The organism is Psychrobacter nivimaris (genome assembly GCF_043419765.1).
In the GTDB taxonomy this organism is placed as follows: domain Bacteria; phylum Pseudomonadota; class Gammaproteobacteria; order Pseudomonadales; family Moraxellaceae; genus Psychrobacter.
In genome coordinates this window covers 252,471-272,403 of sequence record NZ_JBHOFX010000001.1, presented here as the reverse complement: position 1 = coordinate 272,403, position 19,933 = coordinate 252,471, and the positions used below count along the sequence as shown (strand labels likewise).

Annotated in this window: 19 protein-coding genes and 1 pseudogene; 16 read left to right on the top strand and 4 right to left on the bottom strand. The window is 41.9% G+C overall.

Annotation, left to right across the window (positions count from 1 at the left end):
* The first annotated feature begins 212 nt into the window (after positions 1–212).
* Positions 213–1,454: a CAP domain-containing protein gene (locus ACHEVO_RS01010; protein ID WP_394123566.1), complete on the top strand. Its 1,242-nt coding sequence runs from the start codon at positions 213–215 to the stop codon at positions 1,452–1,454.
* A 137-nt stretch (positions 1,455–1,591) separates the two neighbouring features.
* Here the strand turns inward: ACHEVO_RS01010 and ACHEVO_RS01005 are convergent, their stop codons facing one another.
* Positions 1,592–2,257: a DUF924 family protein gene (locus ACHEVO_RS01005; protein ID WP_394123565.1), complete on the bottom strand. Its 666-nt coding sequence runs from the start codon at positions 2,255–2,257 to the stop codon at positions 1,592–1,594.
* A gap of 99 nt (positions 2,258–2,356) precedes the next feature.
* On the opposite strand from ACHEVO_RS01005, the gene ACHEVO_RS01000 reads away from it, so the two are divergent.
* The 3 genes from ACHEVO_RS01000 (at position 2,357) to ACHEVO_RS00990 (ending at position 6,310) form a co-directional block, all read left to right on the top strand.
* Positions 2,357–3,598, top strand: a complete 1,242-nt coding sequence (locus ACHEVO_RS01000) for a carboxynorspermidine decarboxylase (RefSeq protein ID WP_394123564.1) — start codon at positions 2,357–2,359, stop codon at positions 3,596–3,598.
* A 275-nt stretch (positions 3,599–3,873) separates the two neighbouring features.
* The gene (locus ACHEVO_RS00995; protein WP_394123563.1) at positions 3,874–5,148 is read left to right on the top strand and encodes a saccharopine dehydrogenase family protein; all 1,275 of its coding nucleotides are present in this window, start codon (positions 3,874–3,876) and stop codon (positions 5,146–5,148) included.
* 358 nt (positions 5,149–5,506) lie between these two features.
* Entirely contained in the window at positions 5,507–6,310 is an 804-nt protein-coding gene (locus tag ACHEVO_RS00990) for a hypothetical protein (RefSeq protein ID WP_394123562.1), read from the top strand.
* A 105-nt stretch (positions 6,311–6,415) separates the two neighbouring features.
* On the opposite strand, the gene htpX is transcribed toward ACHEVO_RS00990, so the two are convergent.
* Positions 6,416–7,330, bottom strand: coding sequence for a protease HtpX (gene htpX, locus ACHEVO_RS00985; RefSeq protein WP_394123561.1), 915 nt, complete (start codon positions 7,328–7,330; stop codon positions 6,416–6,418).
* 220 nt (positions 7,331–7,550) lie between these two features.
* Here htpX and ACHEVO_RS00980 point away from each other — a divergent pair, with 220 nt between their 5' ends.
* Complete coding sequence (locus tag ACHEVO_RS00980) at positions 7,551–7,883, top strand: YnfA family protein (protein WP_394123560.1); 333 nt, start codon at positions 7,551–7,553, stop codon at positions 7,881–7,883.
* A 113-nt stretch (positions 7,884–7,996) separates the two neighbouring features.
* Here ACHEVO_RS00980 and ACHEVO_RS00975 read toward each other — a convergent pair whose 3' ends face one another.
* The gene (locus ACHEVO_RS00975) at positions 7,997–8,119 is read right to left on the bottom strand and encodes a hypothetical protein (RefSeq protein WP_021815223.1); all 123 of its coding nucleotides are present in this window, start codon (positions 8,117–8,119) and stop codon (positions 7,997–7,999) included.
* 393 nt (positions 8,120–8,512) lie between these two features.
* On the opposite strand from ACHEVO_RS00975, the gene ACHEVO_RS00970 reads away from it, so the two are divergent.
* The 11 genes from ACHEVO_RS00970 to radA all read left to right on the top strand — a co-directional run bounded on the left by ACHEVO_RS00970 (position 8,513) and on the right by radA (position 19,359).
* The gene (locus ACHEVO_RS00970) at positions 8,513–9,130 is read left to right on the top strand and encodes a 6-pyruvoyl trahydropterin synthase family protein (RefSeq protein ID WP_394123559.1); all 618 of its coding nucleotides are present in this window, start codon (positions 8,513–8,515) and stop codon (positions 9,128–9,130) included.
* Entirely contained in the window at positions 9,123–9,653 is a 531-nt protein-coding gene (gene tsaE / locus ACHEVO_RS00965) for a tRNA (adenosine(37)-N6)-threonylcarbamoyltransferase complex ATPase subunit type 1 TsaE (RefSeq protein ID WP_394123558.1), read from the top strand. Before ACHEVO_RS00970 ends, tsaE begins: the two co-directional genes overlap by 8 nt.
* 53 nt (positions 9,654–9,706) lie before the next feature.
* On the top strand, positions 9,707–11,503 hold the full coding sequence (gene mutL / locus ACHEVO_RS00960; RefSeq protein ID WP_394123557.1) for a DNA mismatch repair endonuclease MutL: 1,797 nt from the start codon (positions 9,707–9,709) through the stop codon (positions 11,501–11,503).
* A gap of 82 nt (positions 11,504–11,585) precedes the next feature.
* Entirely contained in the window at positions 11,586–12,752 is a 1,167-nt protein-coding gene (gene miaA / locus ACHEVO_RS00955; RefSeq protein ID WP_394123556.1) for a tRNA (adenosine(37)-N6)-dimethylallyltransferase MiaA, read from the top strand.
* A 327-nt stretch (positions 12,753–13,079) separates the two neighbouring features.
* Complete coding sequence (gene hfq, locus ACHEVO_RS00950; protein WP_101205039.1) at positions 13,080–13,607, top strand: RNA chaperone Hfq; 528 nt, start codon at positions 13,080–13,082, stop codon at positions 13,605–13,607.
* A gap of 219 nt (positions 13,608–13,826) precedes the next feature.
* Entirely contained in the window at positions 13,827–14,819 is a 993-nt protein-coding gene (locus tag ACHEVO_RS00945; RefSeq protein ID WP_394123555.1) for a KpsF/GutQ family sugar-phosphate isomerase, read from the top strand.
* 77 nt (positions 14,820–14,896) lie between these two features.
* Positions 14,897–15,463: a KdsC family phosphatase gene (locus ACHEVO_RS00940; protein ID WP_394123554.1), complete on the top strand. Its 567-nt coding sequence runs from the start codon at positions 14,897–14,899 to the stop codon at positions 15,461–15,463.
* Positions 15,460–16,044 carry an LPS export ABC transporter periplasmic protein LptC gene (lptC, locus tag ACHEVO_RS00935; RefSeq protein WP_201607298.1) on the top strand — a complete coding sequence of 195 codons (585 nt, stop codon included), beginning with the start codon at positions 15,460–15,462 and terminating at the stop codon, positions 16,042–16,044. The genes ACHEVO_RS00940 and lptC overlap by 4 nt, the downstream gene beginning before the upstream one ends.
* Before the next feature lie 89 nt (positions 16,045–16,133).
* Complete coding sequence (gene lptA / locus ACHEVO_RS00930; protein ID WP_394123553.1) at positions 16,134–16,691, top strand: lipopolysaccharide transport periplasmic protein LptA; 558 nt, start codon at positions 16,134–16,136, stop codon at positions 16,689–16,691.
* Between the two features lie 143 nt (positions 16,692–16,834).
* Positions 16,835–17,545, top strand: a complete 711-nt coding sequence (gene lptB, locus ACHEVO_RS00925; RefSeq protein WP_379544987.1) for an LPS export ABC transporter ATP-binding protein — start codon at positions 16,835–16,837, stop codon at positions 17,543–17,545.
* A gap of 377 nt (positions 17,546–17,922) precedes the next feature.
* On the top strand, positions 17,923–19,359 hold the full coding sequence (gene radA, locus ACHEVO_RS00920) for a DNA repair protein RadA (protein ID WP_102094543.1): 1,437 nt from the start codon (positions 17,923–17,925) through the stop codon (positions 19,357–19,359).
* Positions 19,360–19,521: 162 nt separating this feature from the next.
* Here the strand turns inward: radA and ACHEVO_RS00915 are convergent.
* Positions 19,522–19,863, bottom strand: a pseudogene (locus ACHEVO_RS00915) (septal ring lytic transglycosylase RlpA family protein); the annotation flags it as partial.
* Positions 19,864–19,933 lie beyond the last annotated feature (70 nt).

Below are 19,933 nucleotides of genomic sequence, written 5' to 3'. Positions count from 1 at the left end.
AGTGTTGATTTATAGACCTAAAAAGAAACCTGTTACTTGCAATCAGCGAGTAGCAGGTTTTTTTACAAAATAATGAGCAAAAGTTCATAACTTGTAATACAATAGACATTATATTGAAATAAAACACTGTTAAATCAATCACTAACTACCCTGTAACTGATTTTGACTCTCATTGCTTTTCACAAACAGGTTATTATTTTATAGGATGAGCGATGACTTCTTATACTTCTCAGAAAAATCTTGCTGCAGTGCTATTTTTAACGATATTTCTCAGCGCTTGCGGCGGAGGCGGAGATTCTGATAGTAGTTCTACATCTGCTAATACACCAGACAGTTCACAAAATGATGAAACAGCCCAGCCAACCACGTCGGAACCTATTACTTCTGCTCCGATTATAGCGACACCAACTGAACAAAGTGGTGGTGCTCCTAACGCTGGTGGCAATGGGTCAGCTGAGAACAATGTACAAGCAGCATTAAGTGCGAATAATCAGTTCAGTCTAGCAAGAACCAGTTGTGGTCTAAATGGTTTATCTGTTGATACAGAACTAGATAATATTGCTATTCAGCACGCAAATTATATTAAACATGTATTTGCCAATAGCTCGCCAACCAGCTTTAACGCGCATTTTGAAAATGAAATCAACGATATTGCTAGTGTGACAGGTTCTAATAATCCTTTTTTCAGTGGGTTAGATCTGGCAGATCGATTGATCAATGCAGACTATGGCAACTCTCAATATGGTGTCACTGAAAACATTGCCCAGTCTGTCTATTACAGTTCGGCAGGCAATTTTTTGAGTATAGAAGCCGTGGCAAGCTCTATGGCAAAGTCGTTGTTGTCAGCGCCTTATCATCTACGCTCTTTAATGTTGCCAACCTCAGGTGTAGTAGGAACAGGAGTGGTTACCTATACGCCTAGTGGTAAAAATGCTGCTAACAACAAAGGCTATGTTTTGGTAAGCAATGCTGCAGGGATAAAAACCACGACAAATAAAACGCTTGAAGGTGTTTTTACGTACCCATGTCAAGATGTGACGGGAACAGTTACTGCACTTTATAACGAAACCCCAAATCCAGTCAGAGGCTCTGGGCGCAATTTACGTACTGATCCTATCGGACAGCCTGTTTATATCAACATGCCATCCGCTGATAAAGTTAAAGTGAGTAACGTTAAATTCCGAGATGTGCAGCGTAATATAGATGTGCCGATTCAATTGCTTGATTCTGACAATGATCCGTACAAAGGTACGAATTATGCGCTACCAACGAATGAAGCATTTATTTTGCCATTAACTGATGCGTTGAAAAGCTGTGAATCAGGTAGTAATAAAGGTGGTAACTGTGGACTTTATGGCAATAGCGAATATAAGGTCAGCTTTGATATTTTGGTTGACGATAAAATATTAGAGCAGCAGTCATTTACGTTTACTACTGGTAAGGTAAATTACTGATAAGCATCTAATACTCTCTAAATATTTACTGTAAAAAAGAAGGTCTGAACCAGTAATATGATTCAGACCTTCTTTTTATGTGATAAATTTTTTGTGTAATAACTTTAATTATCTTCGGACAATAATAGGAATGTGGCCTAAAACGATGAATTAGGCTGTTTTAAAAAATTCTTTTCATCTTCGGTTGAGTCGCGATTTAGTACCTCGTTGCGATGTGGATATCGCCCGAATTGATCGATAATTTGTTTGTGACGATGTTCAAAGTCCAATGTGTTTGCATCATCTAATTGTTCAAATAGTGGTAAATAACGCTTATGAATTATGGCCGACTCAGAGTGCATAAACGGTATGATAATAAATCTACGCCATTGCATTGGTAAAGTGTCAAAATAAGGCTGTTGAATGGCTTCTTGGGCGAGTGCTAACGCCATACCATCTTGCGAAAATGCACTTGCTTGTCCGCGACATAAATTGCGTGAAAACTGATCCAGCACAATAATTTCTGCCAGTCGCCCTGCTAGCGCTGTGATTGAACTATTGCCATCCAATGAGGACTCTGCGAGGCGCCATTGAACGCATTCACCTTGCTTTGCTGCCTGCCAAATGTCACCAAACTTATCCTGTATCTGCTTATCAAAACGATCGTTTTGTTCAAACCAGTAAGCTTCATTGTTTTTATCAAACCAAAAATCCAACACGGCGCGCGCATTAGGATCTAGATAAGTCAAATCTATGTTTTTCGGATCCAATTGTGATGAATGGGATCGACTGGCTGAGGTGGAATAATCGGTTGAGAGTGCCATAAGATATTCTAATTATGATGAATTTAGTCTACTATAGCGCAAATATTTATATCTGTCTGTCAAGATACCAACAGCAGAGTGTCTATTAGGTAATCTATTATGAATGCAAAAAATCTAGAGAATTCTATCAACGCGTCATTGCCACCAACGCCTTACTATGTGCTTGATGAAGCGGCCATCGTTGCCAATATGAAAATCATTGCTAGGCTATGTGAACTGTCTGGTGCAAAAGCATTATTAGCACTAAAATGTTTTGCCACATGGGGCGTGTTTGATGTGATGCAGCCTTATTTGCATGGCACGACTTCATCTTCGCTTAACGAAGTCAGATTGGGCTATGAGACCTTTGGTAAGAACGACGATGCCAGTAGCAGTGATAAGAAAGAAACGCATGCTTATAGCGTCGCCTATAGTGCAGATGAAATCCCTGAAGTACTGAACTATGCGGATAAAATTATCTTTAACTCAATCTCACAGCTCAACGCTTTTAAAGCGCAAGCCGCCGCGCAAAATATACCTGTAGGTCTACGACTCAATCCAAAGACTAGCAACTCATCGTTTTTGATCGCTGATCCTGCGCGTCCATTTAGCCGTCTTGGTGAACATGACAAAGAGAAAATTGCAGCAGTACTTGGTGATATCACTGGCGTCATGATTCACAACAACTGCGAAAATGACAGTTTTGAAGCCTTTAGTGAAAGCTTGGCGGATATTGAAGAAAGATTTGGTGATATTTTAGCGCAGCTTGAATGGGTTAGCTTGGGCGGTGGCATTCATTTTATCGCGCCTGACTATCCATTAGAAAAGCTAGCCGCACGTTTAAAAGCGTTTAGCGAAACCTATGGCGTGCAAGTGTATCTTGAGCCAGGTGAGGCAAGTATTCATGGCGCAGGTACATTGGTGACCACCGTGCTAGACACCATGCACAATCAAAAAAACCTAGCCGTCGTTGATGCGTCTATCGAAGCACATATGCTTGATCTACTAATCTATCGTGAGTCAGCACCGATTGCTGCGATTAACCATACAGCTGCCGATATTGCGCCTATTGGCAATCCTGCAGAAGCTGCACCGTCTGAAGCGAATGCTGAGTCAGCAGACCATACCATTATTTATGGTCGTTCTTGTTTAGCAGGTGATATCTTCGGCGAGTATGCATTACCGAGTAAGCTTCAGATAGGCGATAAGATTGCCTTTGGTAATGCTGCCGGTTATACGATGGTCAAGAAAAACTGGTTCAACGGTGTCAACATGCCAGCGATAGTCATCCGCCGGTTGGATGGCAGTATCGATATCCAGCGCGAGTTTGATTATCAAGATTATAAAGCCAGCTTGTCTTAACGCGATATTTCTAAGACTTTTCTATATTAGAAAACAAAGGCTTAGTCTTAATAACGGGTGATTTTAAGGTATCTGCTATTGATACATTATTTTTTACCGATAAGGGAATAAAAATTGTTATAATCGCGTCGGGCAAATAATGGAGTATTATTTGCCCGACGGGTGCGTGGGTTTTCCTCGGTCTTCCTTTTTAATTCACGCATATCATTCACTCGTTTCTGTTTTGCATAGCCGCTATCAATGGTATCGACAGGGACACAAAGGAGGATTGTTCATTGAACACAAACCAACAAGCTAAGCCCAACAAAAAAGACGTACTGATCATCGGAGCAGGCGGTGTCGCTCAAGTGGTCGCGCATAAATGTGCGATGCATAATGATGTACTTGGCGAGATTCATATTGCCTCACGTACCAAAGACAAATGCGATGCCATCGCCCAAAGTGTAAAAGAAAAAGACAGCTTTAAGCAGGCTGCGGTCTTGCATACGCATCAAGTCGATGCGATGGACAGCCAAGCACTCGTGCAGCTGATACAAGACACTGGAATACAAATAGTCATCAATGTTGGTTCGGCATTTATTAATATGACCGTACTAGAAGCCTGCATTGAGACAGGTACTGCCTACATAGATACGGCTATTCATGAAGACCCACGTAAGATTTGTGAGACACCGCCGTGGTACAACAACTATGAGTGGCAACGTAAAGAGCGCTGTGCAGACAACAATGTCACTGCCATTTTAGGTGCAGGGTTTGATCCTGGTATGGTCAACGCCTACGCGCGTCTTGGCTATGACATGATGGATGCAGGATCTGTGACGGATATCGATATCATTGATATCAATGCGGGCAGCCATGGCAAATACTTTGCGACCAACTTTGACCCAGAGATCAACTTCCGTGAGTTCACCGGTACGGTTTACTCGTGGCAAGACAGCAAGTGGCAGTCTAATAAAATGTTTGAAGTCAAACGTACAGACGATTTGCCAGTTGTGGGTGTGCAAAACAGCTATCTAAGCGGTCATGATGAAGTGCATTCATTGTCAGCCAATCTAGATGTACCAAACATTCGCTTTTGGATGGGTTTTGGTGAGCATTACATCAATGTCTTCACTGTCCTACAGAGCTTAGGATTGTTGTCTGAGCAGCCAGTGATGACTGCTGAAGGCCAAGAAGTTGTACCACTAAAAGTTGTTAAAGCGGTACTACCAGATCCAAGCTCGCTTGCACCGAACTATACAGGCAAGACCTGCATTGGTGACAAAGTAAAAGGCAAGATCAATGGCGTTGAGACTGAAGTGTTTATCTACAATGTCTCAGATCATAAAGATGCTTACAATGAAGTTGGTAGCCAAGGTATCTCGTATACCGCAGGCGTGCCACCTGTTGCTGCTGCGATACTAGTCGCGACTGGCGAATGGGATGCAGGCAAAATGGTCAACGTCGAAGAGCTAGATGCCAAGCCATTTATCAATCTACTAAATAAGATTGGTTTGCCAACGCGTATCAAAGACGACAAAGGCGATAGAGCGCTTGAGTTTGATATTTAATTAGCAAACGTTATTTAGAAAAGCCTGTCTTATATAGATAGGCTTTTTTTATGTCTGTTTTTTTTACTTTAATTGGATGAAGAAGTAGGGAGGTTATTCCTGCTAACCACTATTGTCTGCCACTTCGATAGGGCAGTAGCTGATGTCGAGATAGAATTCTGCTACCATGCCACCTTTACAACCTAGCCGCTACTGTCAGGGCTAGCGGTGATATCTCATTCTTGCTACTATTTATTGTGGTTAGATATATTTAAATAAGTTTTGACTTGCATGCTTACAAGCGAGCTCATAAATTTACAACTATATATGATTTCTCGGTGCTCTGGGAGCAACCTAAGGCTAATATCTAAGGAAAAAAATGGAAGTCTATAAAGGAGTATCAGAAGAAAGTGATGCTAGATATCTTCTTTCTTATATAAATGACGTGCTGATTCCAGCGTCTGAAGAATTCTTTGCGTTATTGAATCAAAACCAAGTCTTACTTCACCACGCTTTTTCTTTCAATACGATATTATCTCATGCGATAGACTACATGGTTTTTATTGCCAAGAAAGTTAATAAATTATCAGGCAATTCAAGTGTCATCAAAAGAAAGGATTTTATATCTAAATTTGATGAAAAATATCATGTAGACGGATGTTCTCATATAAATAATAAGTTTAAATTGTTAGATGCTGTGAACAATTCGTTTAAGCATGTTGAATTAGAACAAAAAAGATATGCTGATTTAATAAAAATGTATGGTGATTTGAATTTCCATAACTTGTCTGCTGAGGATGGAAAGGTGTTTTTTAAGTCTCAACTATATAGCTTTGATTATTGCCGAGTAGTTATGAGGCCTATTGCAAAAATTTTCGATTGTAATATAAAAACGCATAACGACGTAGATGATTTTATTAATGGTAGGATACATGGTAGTTTTGGTTATGGTAATTTTCTTTATGAATATGAACCATACGACGCTATTGATAGAATTATTGATTTCTGTGACTCTGAATATATTGAATGTATTGATTGTGGTGAAATAGGTGATAGATGTGATTGTGTTAGCTATATTTATGATCAAAAATCAGGTGAACGCTCACCCAATATAGATCCCAATTTTGATTTTAATGATGTAATGTCTAATATTAGTGGAACGCGTGAGTGGAGAAAGAAATAGGTTTAAAGAGTAGGGTGCATTTGTGCACTAGATAAACATTATAGTAGGCGTAACTTATAGGTCATTAAATCGACCTATAAGTTATGCCTAGAACAGTAGCCCGAGTTAGTCTTGATTAGGATTATATTTTCTCAACGCTGCAATACGGTCATCAAGCGTTGGGTGTGAACGGAATAGGTTGGCAATACTAAAGCCTTGAGTCTGCCCAGATGAAATTGCAAATGCTTTCATGCTCTCAGGCATTTGATCTAGTCGCTGTGCAGAAGGACGAAGCGCATCAAGCGCACTAATCATTTTTTCGCGGCTGGCAAGCTTTGCGCCCATTTGATCTGCACGGAATTCACGTAAGCGTGAGAACCACATTACGATAGCAGACGCCAAAAATCCAAGCAGAATATCCATTATGATACTGGTGATAAAATAACCGATACCTGGGCGATCACTAGTGTTTTTAAACACAGTACGATCAACGAAACTGCCGACAATACGTGCAAAGAACATTACAAACGCATTGACTACACCTTGAATGAGGGCGAGGGTTACCATATCACCGTTAGCCACATGACCAATCTCATGTGCCAATACGGCTTCGACTTCATCTTGATTCATGTTTTGCAATAGACCAGATGAAACCGCCACCAGCGCTTTATTTTTATTCCAGCCAGTCGCAAAGGCATTTGGCTGCGAATTATTAAAGATACCAACCTCAGGCATACCGATATTTACGGCTCGCGCTTGTTTGGCGACTGTATCAACTAACCATTGCTCAGTAGCGGTGCGTGGTGCTTCTATGACTACCGTGCCAGTGGATCTTTTAGCCATCCACTTTGATATAAATAGCGACACCATCGAGCCGACCATGCCGTAGATACCACACATAACAGCAAGGCTAATGTAGTTAAGACCACCTGCGCTGTACACACCACCGATTCCAAAAAACCTCGATAAAATACCAAACACAATGCTAAATACCACAATCACTGCTAAGTTGGTTAATAAAAATAATCCAATACGCATCATGATGCTAACTTCCTATTTACAATGTCGGTATGGCCTCGATAAACGGTTATCTAAGAGGTTTGTTTGTTATGATAGATTTTACTGTGATTTTAACTGTAATGTCAGCCAAAATAGTATTTATAAGTAGTGATAGAGATAGGGTGATTATTTTGGGAAATGCCGTACAATACCTGACTGGTTTTAGCAGGTTAGAACAGTAGTAGGTGAGGAGTAGTGAGTTTTGACAGAATTAAAGACGGTTGGGCTATTTGCGCTTACTGCATTGGCTGAGATTGCAGGATGTTATCTACCTTATCTTTGGCTGCGAGAAGGCAAGTCAATCTGGCTACTGATACCTGGTGTGCTGAGTTTGGTCGCGTTTGTTTGGCTGCTGTCATTACATCCGACTGCTGCGGGCAGGGTCTATGCGGCATATGGTGGCGTTTATATATGCATGGCGATTTTGTGGTTGTGGACGGTCAATGGTATACGACCAACCATGTGGGACATAGTGGGTTCGATAGTTGCGCTATTAGGAATGGCGATTATTATGTTTGCACCGCGCGGAGCTTAATCAAAACCTAAGCTTAATTAAAGACAGTGCTTAGCTAAAAGCCAATGACGAACCAAAAAAATACCAATCAAACGGTTAGGTTAGGTCAGATTGGTATATTGATCTATCGATTATTAATGTTTGCCTAGGATGCTACCATTGTCGTCTTTCTTGGCTTGTTTGGCAGCTTTCTTCTCTTTAGCGGTCAAAAGGGGTTTTTTCTTAACGTTCTTCTTACTATCTTGACCTTTGCTCATCATCGTTTCCTTTTTTACAGCACACTACTCATTACGCCAAGTTAAGCGAATTCAAGACAGTGTGAATACAGCTAACATAGCTGTTTACTGAATAGAGTATAGGCTTAAGCTTTAGGAATAGATAGCGCTCGCACAATTCCTCTACGATTCAAGTATCATTCAAATCCTCTATTGTTTTCGCTAAGTGTTCTCTGCGCAGAATGATGAGCAAACCCAATACGGTTAGTCCTAGTTCATCAATTGATTCGTTCAATCAATCATTGTATTAATAAGTGCTTACTTACGGATACATGGCGATTTGCTATAATGCGTCATAAACCGATTCATAAACGCGGCAAACTCTTATTTATTAACATTTAGCACCATAGTGCTTACTGTTTTGGTCAAATTATTATGCGTATTCGTAAACTGTTCAAATTTGAAAATGCTCACATCGTTCGTAACTGTAGTTCTGAGCGTTGTAAGCACTCGATTCATGGCCACAGCTATCAGATTGAGCTAATCCTTGAGGCCACTCGTTTAGACCATGGGCAAATGGTTTACGACTTTGGTCTGCTAAAATCTTCCATCAAAGACATTATTGATAGCTTTGATCATGCTATTTGTTTTTGGAACAAAGATGATCCTGAGTATGTCGCAGCGTGTAAGAAATTTAGCGCACGTTGGATAAGCTTGCCAGTTTCACCATCGGCAGAGCAGTTTTCACGAGTGATATTTTTTTGGGCGCAAGAAATACTACGCCAGACACAAATGCAAAATGGTGAAGCAGATGTCAGCGTGTACTCAGTAATTGCTCACGAGACGGCGACAGGGTATGCGCAGTGTTTTGCTGATGATGTTGCAAACGATCAAATGGGTAAACTGCTCTTAGAGGATTTTGAATTCAGTGAGCAGGTTCGTGCTGAGTGGACTGACTCTGAGCTGTATGCCAAACTGATTCGCGGTGAAAGCTTTACCAATCCAACGGTGACCATGCAGGTACAGACAGAGCAGGTTCAGTCTGATGTGTGATGGTCAATCTATAGAAAATAGCAAATACTTAAAGACTCTGATATTAAACTCTGAGCAAGATACTCAATCATTGGCTGAGCAATTAGCGACATTACCACTGACAGGTAGCGTGTGGCTGGCAGGGGACTTGGGCGCTGGTAAAACGACATTGACGCGTTATTGGTTACAAGCGCTTGGTCATACAGGTGCGGTGAAAAGTCCAACCTATACCTTGGTTGAGCCTTATAGTATTCAGCGAAAAGATGGTTCGATCAAACCAGTTTATCATGCAGATTTATATCGTCTGCAAGATCCAGAAGAGCTGTCTTTTATTGGGTTTGATGAGTATCTCGATGAGCCTGAAGCATTAGTTATTATCGAATGGGCTAGCCGTGCTGATAGCTATCTTCCGCCGCCCACGTTATTCATCGATATGACTCAAAGTGTCAGCGATGATAACGACACTGAAGCTCGCCAAGTGCAGTTGAGACTGTCAAAGGCAGGTCAAGCGCAGGGCTTGGATCTATCGCAACTTATCATCTAAATGAATATCTAAATTATACCAATCGCTACTTTTCAAAAATATGACATCTATCTATGCCAGATAATCATCCTAATACACGTATTAAAAAACTATCGCCGTTGCTAATCAATCAATTAGCAGCAGGTGAGGTGGTGACACGTCCAGCAGCAGTAGTCAAAGAACTGCTTGAAAATGCCATCGATGCTGGTGCGACCAATATTGAGGTGCGCATCACTCAAGGCGGTATGGGCCTAATTGAGGTAGTGGATAATGGGGTCGGTATTCATCCTGATGACATGGTTATGGCCATCACTCGTCATGCGACCAGTAAGGTTGCTGACGTTGCTAATTTGCATGGTATTACGACGTTGGGTTTTCGCGGTGAGGCGTTAGCGGCGATGGCTGCTGTCTCGCGTTTAACCTTAACCAGTAGTCATGATGGGAGCGGTATCGGTCGTCAATTACAGGTCGCTGGCGTATTGGATGACACACCGAAACTGTTACCAGTTGTCCATAACCGCGGCACAACAATCATAGTCAAAGACTTATATTTCAATGTGCCTGCCCGCCGTGGCAATCTAAAATCTATTGCTACTGAATTTGGTCATATCGAAACGATTGTCCGAGAAGTCGCACTGGCGCGTGCCGATGTTGCTTTGACACTTTTTCATGACAATAAGCAACGTCTATCATTATCTGCAAGTGCTACGAGTATTAGTGGTAACAATGACAGTCGTTTGCCACTACCGCGGTTGGAACAGGCGACTGGTATGGCATTGACAGATAATGCATTAGCAATATCGATAGATTTGTCGAGTCTGGTACAGTCGTCTGTAGCGTACGACGATAGCAATGTTAATCAGGCAGCGATTAGTGGTTGGTTATGGCCATTGCATTATGAAAAAACTGATTTACCAAAGCTGATTTATGTAAATGGCAGACTGGTAAAAGAAGCATTGATTAGCAATCAAATACGTCAACTGGCACAAGGTGCACAGCTAGCAGGTATGGGGTATGCACTGTATTTTGATTTACCAACTCAATGGCTAAATATCAATGTGCATCCATCTAAACAACGTATCAAAATCAGTCCATTGAATAATATTATGGCGCACTTAGGCCATACAGTTCGTACGCAGTTGAAAACGATTGATGTAGCTAAGTTTGGGTCTGAGTCTGCATCTGCGTCCGTAGCGACGACCGAAACTGATAGCCAATACAAATCTGCGGAACGGGCAAATAATGATGCTTCTTTAAGTCGTTCTTCTGAAATGCCCATCTCGAGTATTCAGCCTACTAATAACCTAAGGCAGAATAATCAAGTAGAGTCTACTAGACAGTCTTACCAGTCTACTGCAAACCAATCATTTTCGAATAACCCTTCATTGCAAGAGCCAGTGCAATCTTATATCAATGAGCGATCAGACCAAAGTAACAACAGTAACAACAGTAACAACAGTAACAACAGCACGTCACATTATTCCGCTGTAGGAGCTACCCCTGCATCTTTACCAATTTGCTTAGATATCATCAATGATTTAGAAGCTATTGATATGGACTTAAACGCAGATGATAAAAAGCTACCTTGGCTGTTATTTTATTACCAAGGGCAGTATGTATTGATAAGTGCTAAAGACTGGCAGTTTAAAGTAAGCCAGTTATTTGAGTCACTTACCTCTAGTCAGCAAGTATTCAAAAAAGATAGATTACCAAACAAGGCTACTGATTTTAATCAGCAACTTATTAGTGTCAATACGCAAATGTCTGCACAGGATTCAATGATTTTTGTGAATGATCTTACTGGAATAATTATGAGCAATGCTATTAAAACGATAGACAGTCACCGCTTAGTAAAGCTAATGCTATCCTGAATATCTGAAAATAATTACAACATCTTAAAGCAATTAAACCAATTGATATCTGAGTTATCCATATATTATGAAAGGCCACTTTATGCAACATTCGTCTGATAGCCTACCTCACAAACTGACGGATAACAGCGTGGTTTGTCTTATGGCACCAACCGCTAGTGGCAAAACGTCACTGGCGTACGAGCTATACGATACTGGCCGTTTTGAATTAATTTCTGTGGACTCAGCACTGATATATCGTGACATGAACATTGGTACAGCCAAGCCAACAGCGGCTGAGCTGGCGCGTTATCCACATCATTTGGTCGATATCATTGATCCTATGCAAAGCCATAGTGTGGCTGAGTTTGTCAGTGATGTTGCTCGTCTTATTGACGAATGTCATAGAAATGGCAAGATACCATTATTAGTAGGCGGCACCATGATGTATTACATGGCGCTACTCGATGGGTTGTCTCCTGTGCCCGATAGCGATGACAGCGTACGGGCGCGCGTAGAGCAGTGGCGTCAAGAGGAAGGTATTAGAGCTCTATATCATTATTTGGGGAGTATAGACCCTATAAGCCATGAGCGTTTGCATGCTACTGATACTCAGCGTATCACGCGAGCAGTTGAAGTTTATCTACAAACACATATTCCAATAAGTGACTGGCAGCGCAAGCCAAAGCAAGCATTGGCACATAATCCGAATCAGCAATGGCATGCGCTATCGGTAATGCCAGATCGCCCATGGCTACATGATCGTATCGAACAACGTCTAGATATCATGTGGAATGAAGGGCTAGTGACTGAAGTCATAGACTTACTAAAAAAGTATCCGCTCACGCCTAATATGCCTTCGATGCGCTGTGTGGGTTACAGGCAAGTACTAGAATATTTGGTACATATTGAGCATCCGATATTTGATGAGACTCATCTAGATAAAGCTCAATTTTATGAAGCTTTTGGAAAGCATACAGCTGTCAACGGAGAAAAAGAAATCTCAGATAATGTTGCTCAGTCAGCTGCTCAACAAAACGTGGCTAACCAAGAGACCGAGGCGCTTGCTTGTCAGGAAATGCAAAATAAGGCATTATATGCTACAAGACAGCTAGCAAAACGTCAGTACACATGGCTAAGAAAGGTAATGCAATTACCCAGTGCATCATCAAATGGCATAGCAGAACCTGAGAGTGGGACTGATGCTAGCAGTCGTATGATATTACAAACGTTTGAAACCATGGCCGAAGCACGAGAGTACTTGTCTTAAGGTGCAATGATAGCTAACACAATTAGTTTCAAAAATTGACATAGATAGCTGTTATAATTTAGCTCAGTGCGTTGAGCATTGTTATGTTGTCTGGTTTATGAACTTTTGTAGGCAGAAATCATTAACGAAACAACTAGTTACTTAATTATTTACAATAATAACGTATTCGCGATAAAGTGGAATCACTTAAGAGCAACGAATATTTATTTAGATACGTTTTATAAAGAAAACACCTTATTGTATCTACCTTTTAGCCATTATAATTAAATTAACACTTAAAATAATTGGCACTCAAAACATAACTATATAATATTTAGGAGAGATTTCATGTCAAAAGGACAAACTTTACAAGATCCGTTCTTGAACTCGCTGCGCAAAGATCGCATTCCTGTCTCTATTTTTTTGGTAAATGGTATTAAATTACAAGGCCAAATTGAATCATTTGATCAATATGTCGTTCTCCTGAAAAATACAGTGAGCCAAATGGTATATAAGCATGCCATTTCAACAGTCGTGCCAGCACGTAACCCACGTAGTAGCACAACGACAGGTACAAGTGCTCAGCCTCAGAGCGCAGCACCGACTGGATATCAAGGCGGTGGCTTTGAACGTGGTAGTAATCCTGCTGCTGGCGGCTTTGAAGAGCGCGGATTTGCATCGAGTCGTAGTGGATTTAATCGTGGTGGTTTTAGCCAAGGTCAGGATCGTGGTTTTGAACGCGGTAGTTTCGGTCAAGGTCAAGAGCGCGGGTTTGAGCGTGGTGGCTTCGGCCAAGATCGTGGGTTTGATGCCACGGTAGATAACACAGGCTTTGAAGATAAGCCAAACGACGGTTCTAATGATAGCAATAGCTAACGTATTGAATTAATCGAGCGTGTTGTCTGAAAAAACATTAAGACATGATTTATTCGTTTAAAACCTGCTGATAATAGTGGGTTTTTTTTGTATAAATAGCAGCAAGCTCTTTATTCAGTATAAAGCACTATATTAGTGTAGATTTTGTAGACCATTACTAATATGAAACATAGTGTAGTAAAATAGCGTATTGATTCATTATAAAAATAGAGCAGATTCATGAGTGATACCAAAAACAACTTAACCCATGAGCAATTTATTACCACTGCTATCGAGGCCATTAACACAGAGATATCTGCGTTAGCACTACTAACAGAGCAGATTGACGACAGATTTGCCCAAGCATGTGACATCATCCTGACTTGTAAGGGTCGAGTGGTAGTTACAGGCATGGGTAAGTCAGGGCTAATTGGACGCAAGATTGCAGCGACCTTTGCCTCAACTGGTACGCCTGCTTTTTTTATGCATCCTGGTGAAGCGGGACATGGCGACTTGGGTATGCTTGTAAAAGGTGATGTGCTACTTGCTATTTCAAACTCAGGTGAGTCAGATGAAATCAAGATGCTACTGCCAGTTGTTAAGCATCTAAATATTCCTCTCATTAGTATCAGTCGTGATAAACGCGGTATGTTGCCACGAGCAGCTGACATTGTATTGACACTTGGTCAGTCGCAAGAGGCTTGTCCGCTTAATCTAGCGCCTACCTCCAGTACGACAGCTACTTTAGCGCTCGGAGATGCATTGGCGGTTGCTTTAGTACACGCACGTAATTTCACTTCTGAAGATTTTGCATTATCGCATCCTGCTGGTGCCTTGGGTCGTCAGCTATTGACGCGTGTTGAAGATTTGATGCATACGAACTCAGAGGACTTGCCTTTGATTCATCAGCAGGCCCCATTGCAACAAGCTTTGTTTACTATGTCTGCCGGACGATTGGGCATGACCGTAGTGACTGATGATAACAATAAGGTCGTCGGTGTGTTCACAGATGGTGACTTACGCCGAGGGTTAGAAAAAGGCATCGATCTACAAACGCCAATGCATGAAGTGATGGTCAACAATCCACGCCATATTAGTAAAACGATGCGTGCGTCAGATGCGCTAAGTGTTATGAATGAAAGTGGTATTAGCCAGTTATTGATTATCGATGATGAAGATCGTTTAGAAGCTATTATTACCGTGCATGATTTGCTACAAGCTGGGGTCAAATAAGGTCTGTGAGTTGCCGTTGAAATAGTTAAGCTATATAGAATAACGCTTCGAAAATAAATATTAAAAAGAGACAAATAATGCAGGACTTGATACAGAAAGCCGGACAAGTAAAACTATTGGTCATGGATGTCGATGGTATTTTATCCAATGGTCAAATCATCTATGATGCCAATGGTGTTGAGACCAAAGCGTTCTCCGTACAGGATGGTGTGGGTGTTAAGTCTTTAGCCCGTTACGGTATTTTAACAGCCATCATTACGGGCCGTAGTAGTGCGATGGTAAACAAGCGCGCAGCAGAAATGGGCGTCAACCATGTGGTGCAAGGCCGTGATGATAAGCTCATTGCACTAAACGAGCTACTATCGTCTCTAGATTCTACCCTGAATATCACTGCTGCCGACTGTGCCTATATGGGCGATGATTTACCAGACATTAAGGCGATGCAAACAGTAGGATTTGCAGCAACCGTACCTAATGCGCATGCTGAAGTTATCAAGCGCAGTGACATGGTAACGACTCGTGCTGGCGGTACTGGTGCAGTGCGCGAGATATGTGATCTTATCTTAAAAGGTCATGGACATTATCAAGACTTTATCGCGCATTACACGCTTGATGAGGCGCAAACTCAGGATAAACAGTCGTGAATACACGTGTCTTAATTGTATTAGCCTTAATTATTGCTGGTATCGCGGGTTGGTTTTTTCAGCAGCAAGGCGACGTAACGCCGCCAGTCAACATTGAAACGACAGATGTCGATTATGAAGCCACTGATATCAAAGCCGTACAGACTAATGATCAGGGTGAAACCGAATACGAGCTTACCGCTGAGTCTTTGACGCATAATCCTGAGACCAATCAGGATGAAATGTCAGGCATTACCATGAATTGGGAACCATCTGCAGAGCAACGCTATCGTATTCAAGCGGGCAGTGCAGCTATTAGTCAACAGACAGGGGAGCTTAGTTTATCAGGTGGATTTACACTGGTGAGCGAAGGCAATAAGAGTACCCCTGATATCGAACCAATAAAAGTAACTGGTAGTACGCTAAAGGGCAATACGAAATCAGGCAAAGTATACAGTGACGCGCCTGTGAAAATCGAACAAGGCATGAATCGATTTGAAGCCTCTAGTATGACTGCCAATCTTGAGACAGGTGAGTATGAATTTGGCCAAGTTGCTGTTGCCTTTTCTCCATCTGAACGCCAAGATAAAGCATTATTTTAATCAAAGTCTTTCTTATTTACTGTGTCAAAAAATAGCAGCTAGCATAAAGTTTGCAAATCCTACCACCTATTATGAAATGAGTTATTTATATGAAACTTAAATTTTTGCCTACTTTACGCGCATCGTCATTCTGCTTGCACAAATTGCGCGCACTACCAATGGTGTTGCTATTGGCGCTACCGCTATATAGTCATGCATTGCCATCAGATTCTAATCAGCAGATTAAATTGCTAGCGGACAAAGCTACTTATAGTGAGCGTACCGGCGTGACCAGTTATGCAGGGAATGTCATTATCACTCAAGGTACGTTTAAGATGACGGCTGATAACATCACGGTCAATCTTTCTCAGCAGCGTAGCATTAACTCAGCAGTAGCAACTGGCCGTCCAGCGACTATGCAGCAAGTAGTCACGCAAGAAAAGGGCTTGGCAAAAGGGCAGGCTAACAAGATTGACTACAACGCAGTGTCTGGGATTATTACACTAACTGGCAATGCAAAACTGGTTCAAAATGGTGCAAGCTTCGCTGGTAATGTTATCCGTTATAGCCTAAAAGCAGGTGATGTTGAAGCAACCGCTGGTGGTAATCAGCGCGTTGAATTGGTATTCCCGCCTAACAATGGTACAAACCAAAGTGGCGTACGTTAATCCAGATAAATAGGCTATGAGTAGGTAAGCCTGCCTTTAGTAATGCTTAAATTTTGTGAAAGTAAGAGTAAGTTATGAGCGATGATAAAAATCTAGACCTATCGGCATCAAATACCAATACGGCGCCTGTCGCTCGATTGACTATGCAAAATTTAGGCAAGCGCTATGGAAAGCGTTGGGTAGTCAAAGACGTTTCATTTTCTGTTGAGCAAGGTCAAGTCGTTGGATTGTTAGGCCCTAACGGTGCTGGTAAAACAACTAGCTTCTATATGGTGGTGGGACTGGTCAATATGGATAAGGGCCGTGTTACGCTAGGTAAAATGGATTTATCTAAATACGCAATGCACGAGCGTGCGCGTGCGGGTATCGGCTATCTGCCGCAAGAGGCATCAATCTTTCGTAAATTATCTATCGAAGACAATATCTTAGCTATTTTACAGACTCGTACAGAATTAAGTAAAGCTGAACAGCAGCAAGAGCTTGAAAAGTTGATTGGCGAGTTCCATTTAGAACATGTGCGCAAGTCTCAGGGTATGAGCGTGTCAGGCGGTGAGCGTCGTCGCTGTGAGATTGCGCGAGCATTGGCTGCTGATCCTAAGTTTATCTTATTGGATGAGCCTTTTGCAGGGGTAGATCCTATCTCTGTCGGTGATATTAAAGACGTTATTTTGACATTGAAAAATCGCGGTATTGGCGTTTTAATCACGGATCACAATGTTCGAGATACACTGGCTATTTGTGAAAAGGCTTATATCGTATCAGAAGGCGCTATCATTGCAGAAGGCACTTCAGCTGAAGTGTTAGAAAATGATTTAGTAAAATCTGTTTATCTAGGTAAAGACTTTCAAGTATAAGTGAGAGCGTTAAGTTGCTTATCTCATACTCTATTTTATATAGTGCGCTCAAAATAAAAAGGTGCCGTTAAAGTAGAGTTATCTGGTATGGATTTTCCTTACTCCCTATGCATTTTGCTTTCCAAACGCTACGTAAAATTCATACCAATAATTTTGTGTTTTCTGATTAACTAATAGAGCTGGCTAACACTATTTTATATAGAGCTTATAAGCCAGTTACTACTTATATCTACAATTAACACTATCCTCTTTCAAGTACAGCTTGCAAAACCAATGGCTGACTTATCATGACAAATATTTTTGAATCAGCGCTTATAAAGCGTGACAATACTTTCTTCATTATTCTCGATTGATCCTCTGAATAAGGCTTATAAGCTATGGCAAAAAATAAAAGCAGCTATGTCTGTCAGCATTGCGGTGCGCATTTTGGTAAATGGGCTGGGCAGTGTACGGATTGCGGGGAATGGAATAGCTTGGTTGAAGCCCCAAATGTCAGCATGCCTCACCATAATAAAAGCACCGCTAAGCCCAATAACGCTAGAGCTGCTACTCGTGGTACCAGTGCGCCAGCTGGTAACTACTCCGGTACTCACAGTGCTGTCATGCCGCTTAACGCAGTAAGTGTGACGCTCGACACACGCCTACCAACCGGTATTAGTGAGTTTGATCGCGTACTGGGTGGTGGGTTAGTGGCGGGTTCTGTGGTGCTAATCGGTGGTGATCCGGGTATTGGCAAATCAACGATATTGCTACAAACGGCGACCAACATGGCACGAGCCGATTCATTGGCAGGTAGTGCACTATACGTGACGGGTGAAGAGTCACTTGCACAGGTGGCCATGCGAGCCAAACGCTTAGATTTACCTGCTGATAGACTGCGTGTACTGGCCGAAACTAACGTAGAAACCATTTGTGCTGCATTAACGCAAGAGCAGCCAGCCATCGCTATTATCGATTCTATTCAGACTATTTATACGGATGCTATCAACTCTGCACCAGGTGGTGTCAGTCAGATTAGGGAGTCTGCAGCGATTTTGACGCGCTATGCTAAGCAAACAGGTACAGCGCTATTTTTAGTAGGGCATGTAACCAAAGAAGGCACGCTAGCAGGTCCGCGAGTATTGGAGCATATGGTTGATACCGTACTTTATTTTGAAGGCCAGTCTGACTCACGTTTTCGTATGATTCGTGCGGTCAAAAATCGTTTTGGTGCGGTTAATGAACTGGGCATCTTTGGTATGACTGATATGGGGCTCAAAGAAGTTGCCAATCCATCAGCGATATTTTTAAGTCGTTATGACAAACCTGTTGCTGGGTCAGTTGTCATGGTCAGTCGTGAGGGAACAAGGCCGCTACTAGTAGAAGTACAGGCCTTGGTCGATGATTCACAAGGCTCGCCTAGAAGAATGGCGTTGGGTCTAGATTTCCAACGTTTATCCATGCTACTAGCGGTGATGCATCGTCACGGCGGAATACATACCAGTGGACAAGATGTCTATGTCAACGTCGTCGGTGGTGTCAAAGTCATAGAGACAGGATCTGATTTGGCCGTACTGTTGGCCTGTGCTTCAAGTATCAAAGAGAGAGCATTACCATCTTCATTAGCCGTATTTGGTGAAGTCGGTCTATCGGGTGAGATACGCCCAGTACCTAACGGACAAGAGCGCCTGAAAGAAGCGATGAAACATGGGTTTAAGCATGCCATCATTCCAAAGGCCAATGCGCCTGCTAAGGATGCGCCTCAGTTTAAAGGTATCAACGTGATTGCTGTTGAGCGCCTGGATGACGCTATCGAAAGCGCATTTGAGTTATAAAGTACATAGGACTAATAGTACTGTGTTTTGACTAGCTTAGTAGCTACTATTAGTTTGGAACGATAAATATAAACCATAAAAAACGCCTAACTAATGATTAGTTAGGCGTTTTTTGCTATATGGGCTAGTAATATTATTGGTCTTTAAAACCGATACCTAAAATTAAGGCCCTGCAACGCGCTCAATAGCAACGTTACCTACGCCTTTGCTCGTAATACCGAGTTTTTTGGCAGCACCATAAGATAAATCCAAAACACGGTTACCATGGAATGGGCCACGATCGTTCACTTTTACCACGACACTTTTACCATTGGTCTTGTTAGTAACTTTGACATAGCAGTTCAATGGTAATGAGCGATGCGCTGCAGTTAAACCGTTCATGTCAAAAGTTTCGCCACTGGCAGTTTTGCGACCATGAAACTTACGACCATACCAAGACGCAAGGCCAGTTTGCTTAAATTTGCTGACAGAGTTAGAGGCGACAGCTGTTAGGCGCTCTAATACATCTTCATCATTGGTAACTTGTGTCGTATCATTGGCTAACAATGAGCTGCTAAGTGCCAATGAAGTCGGC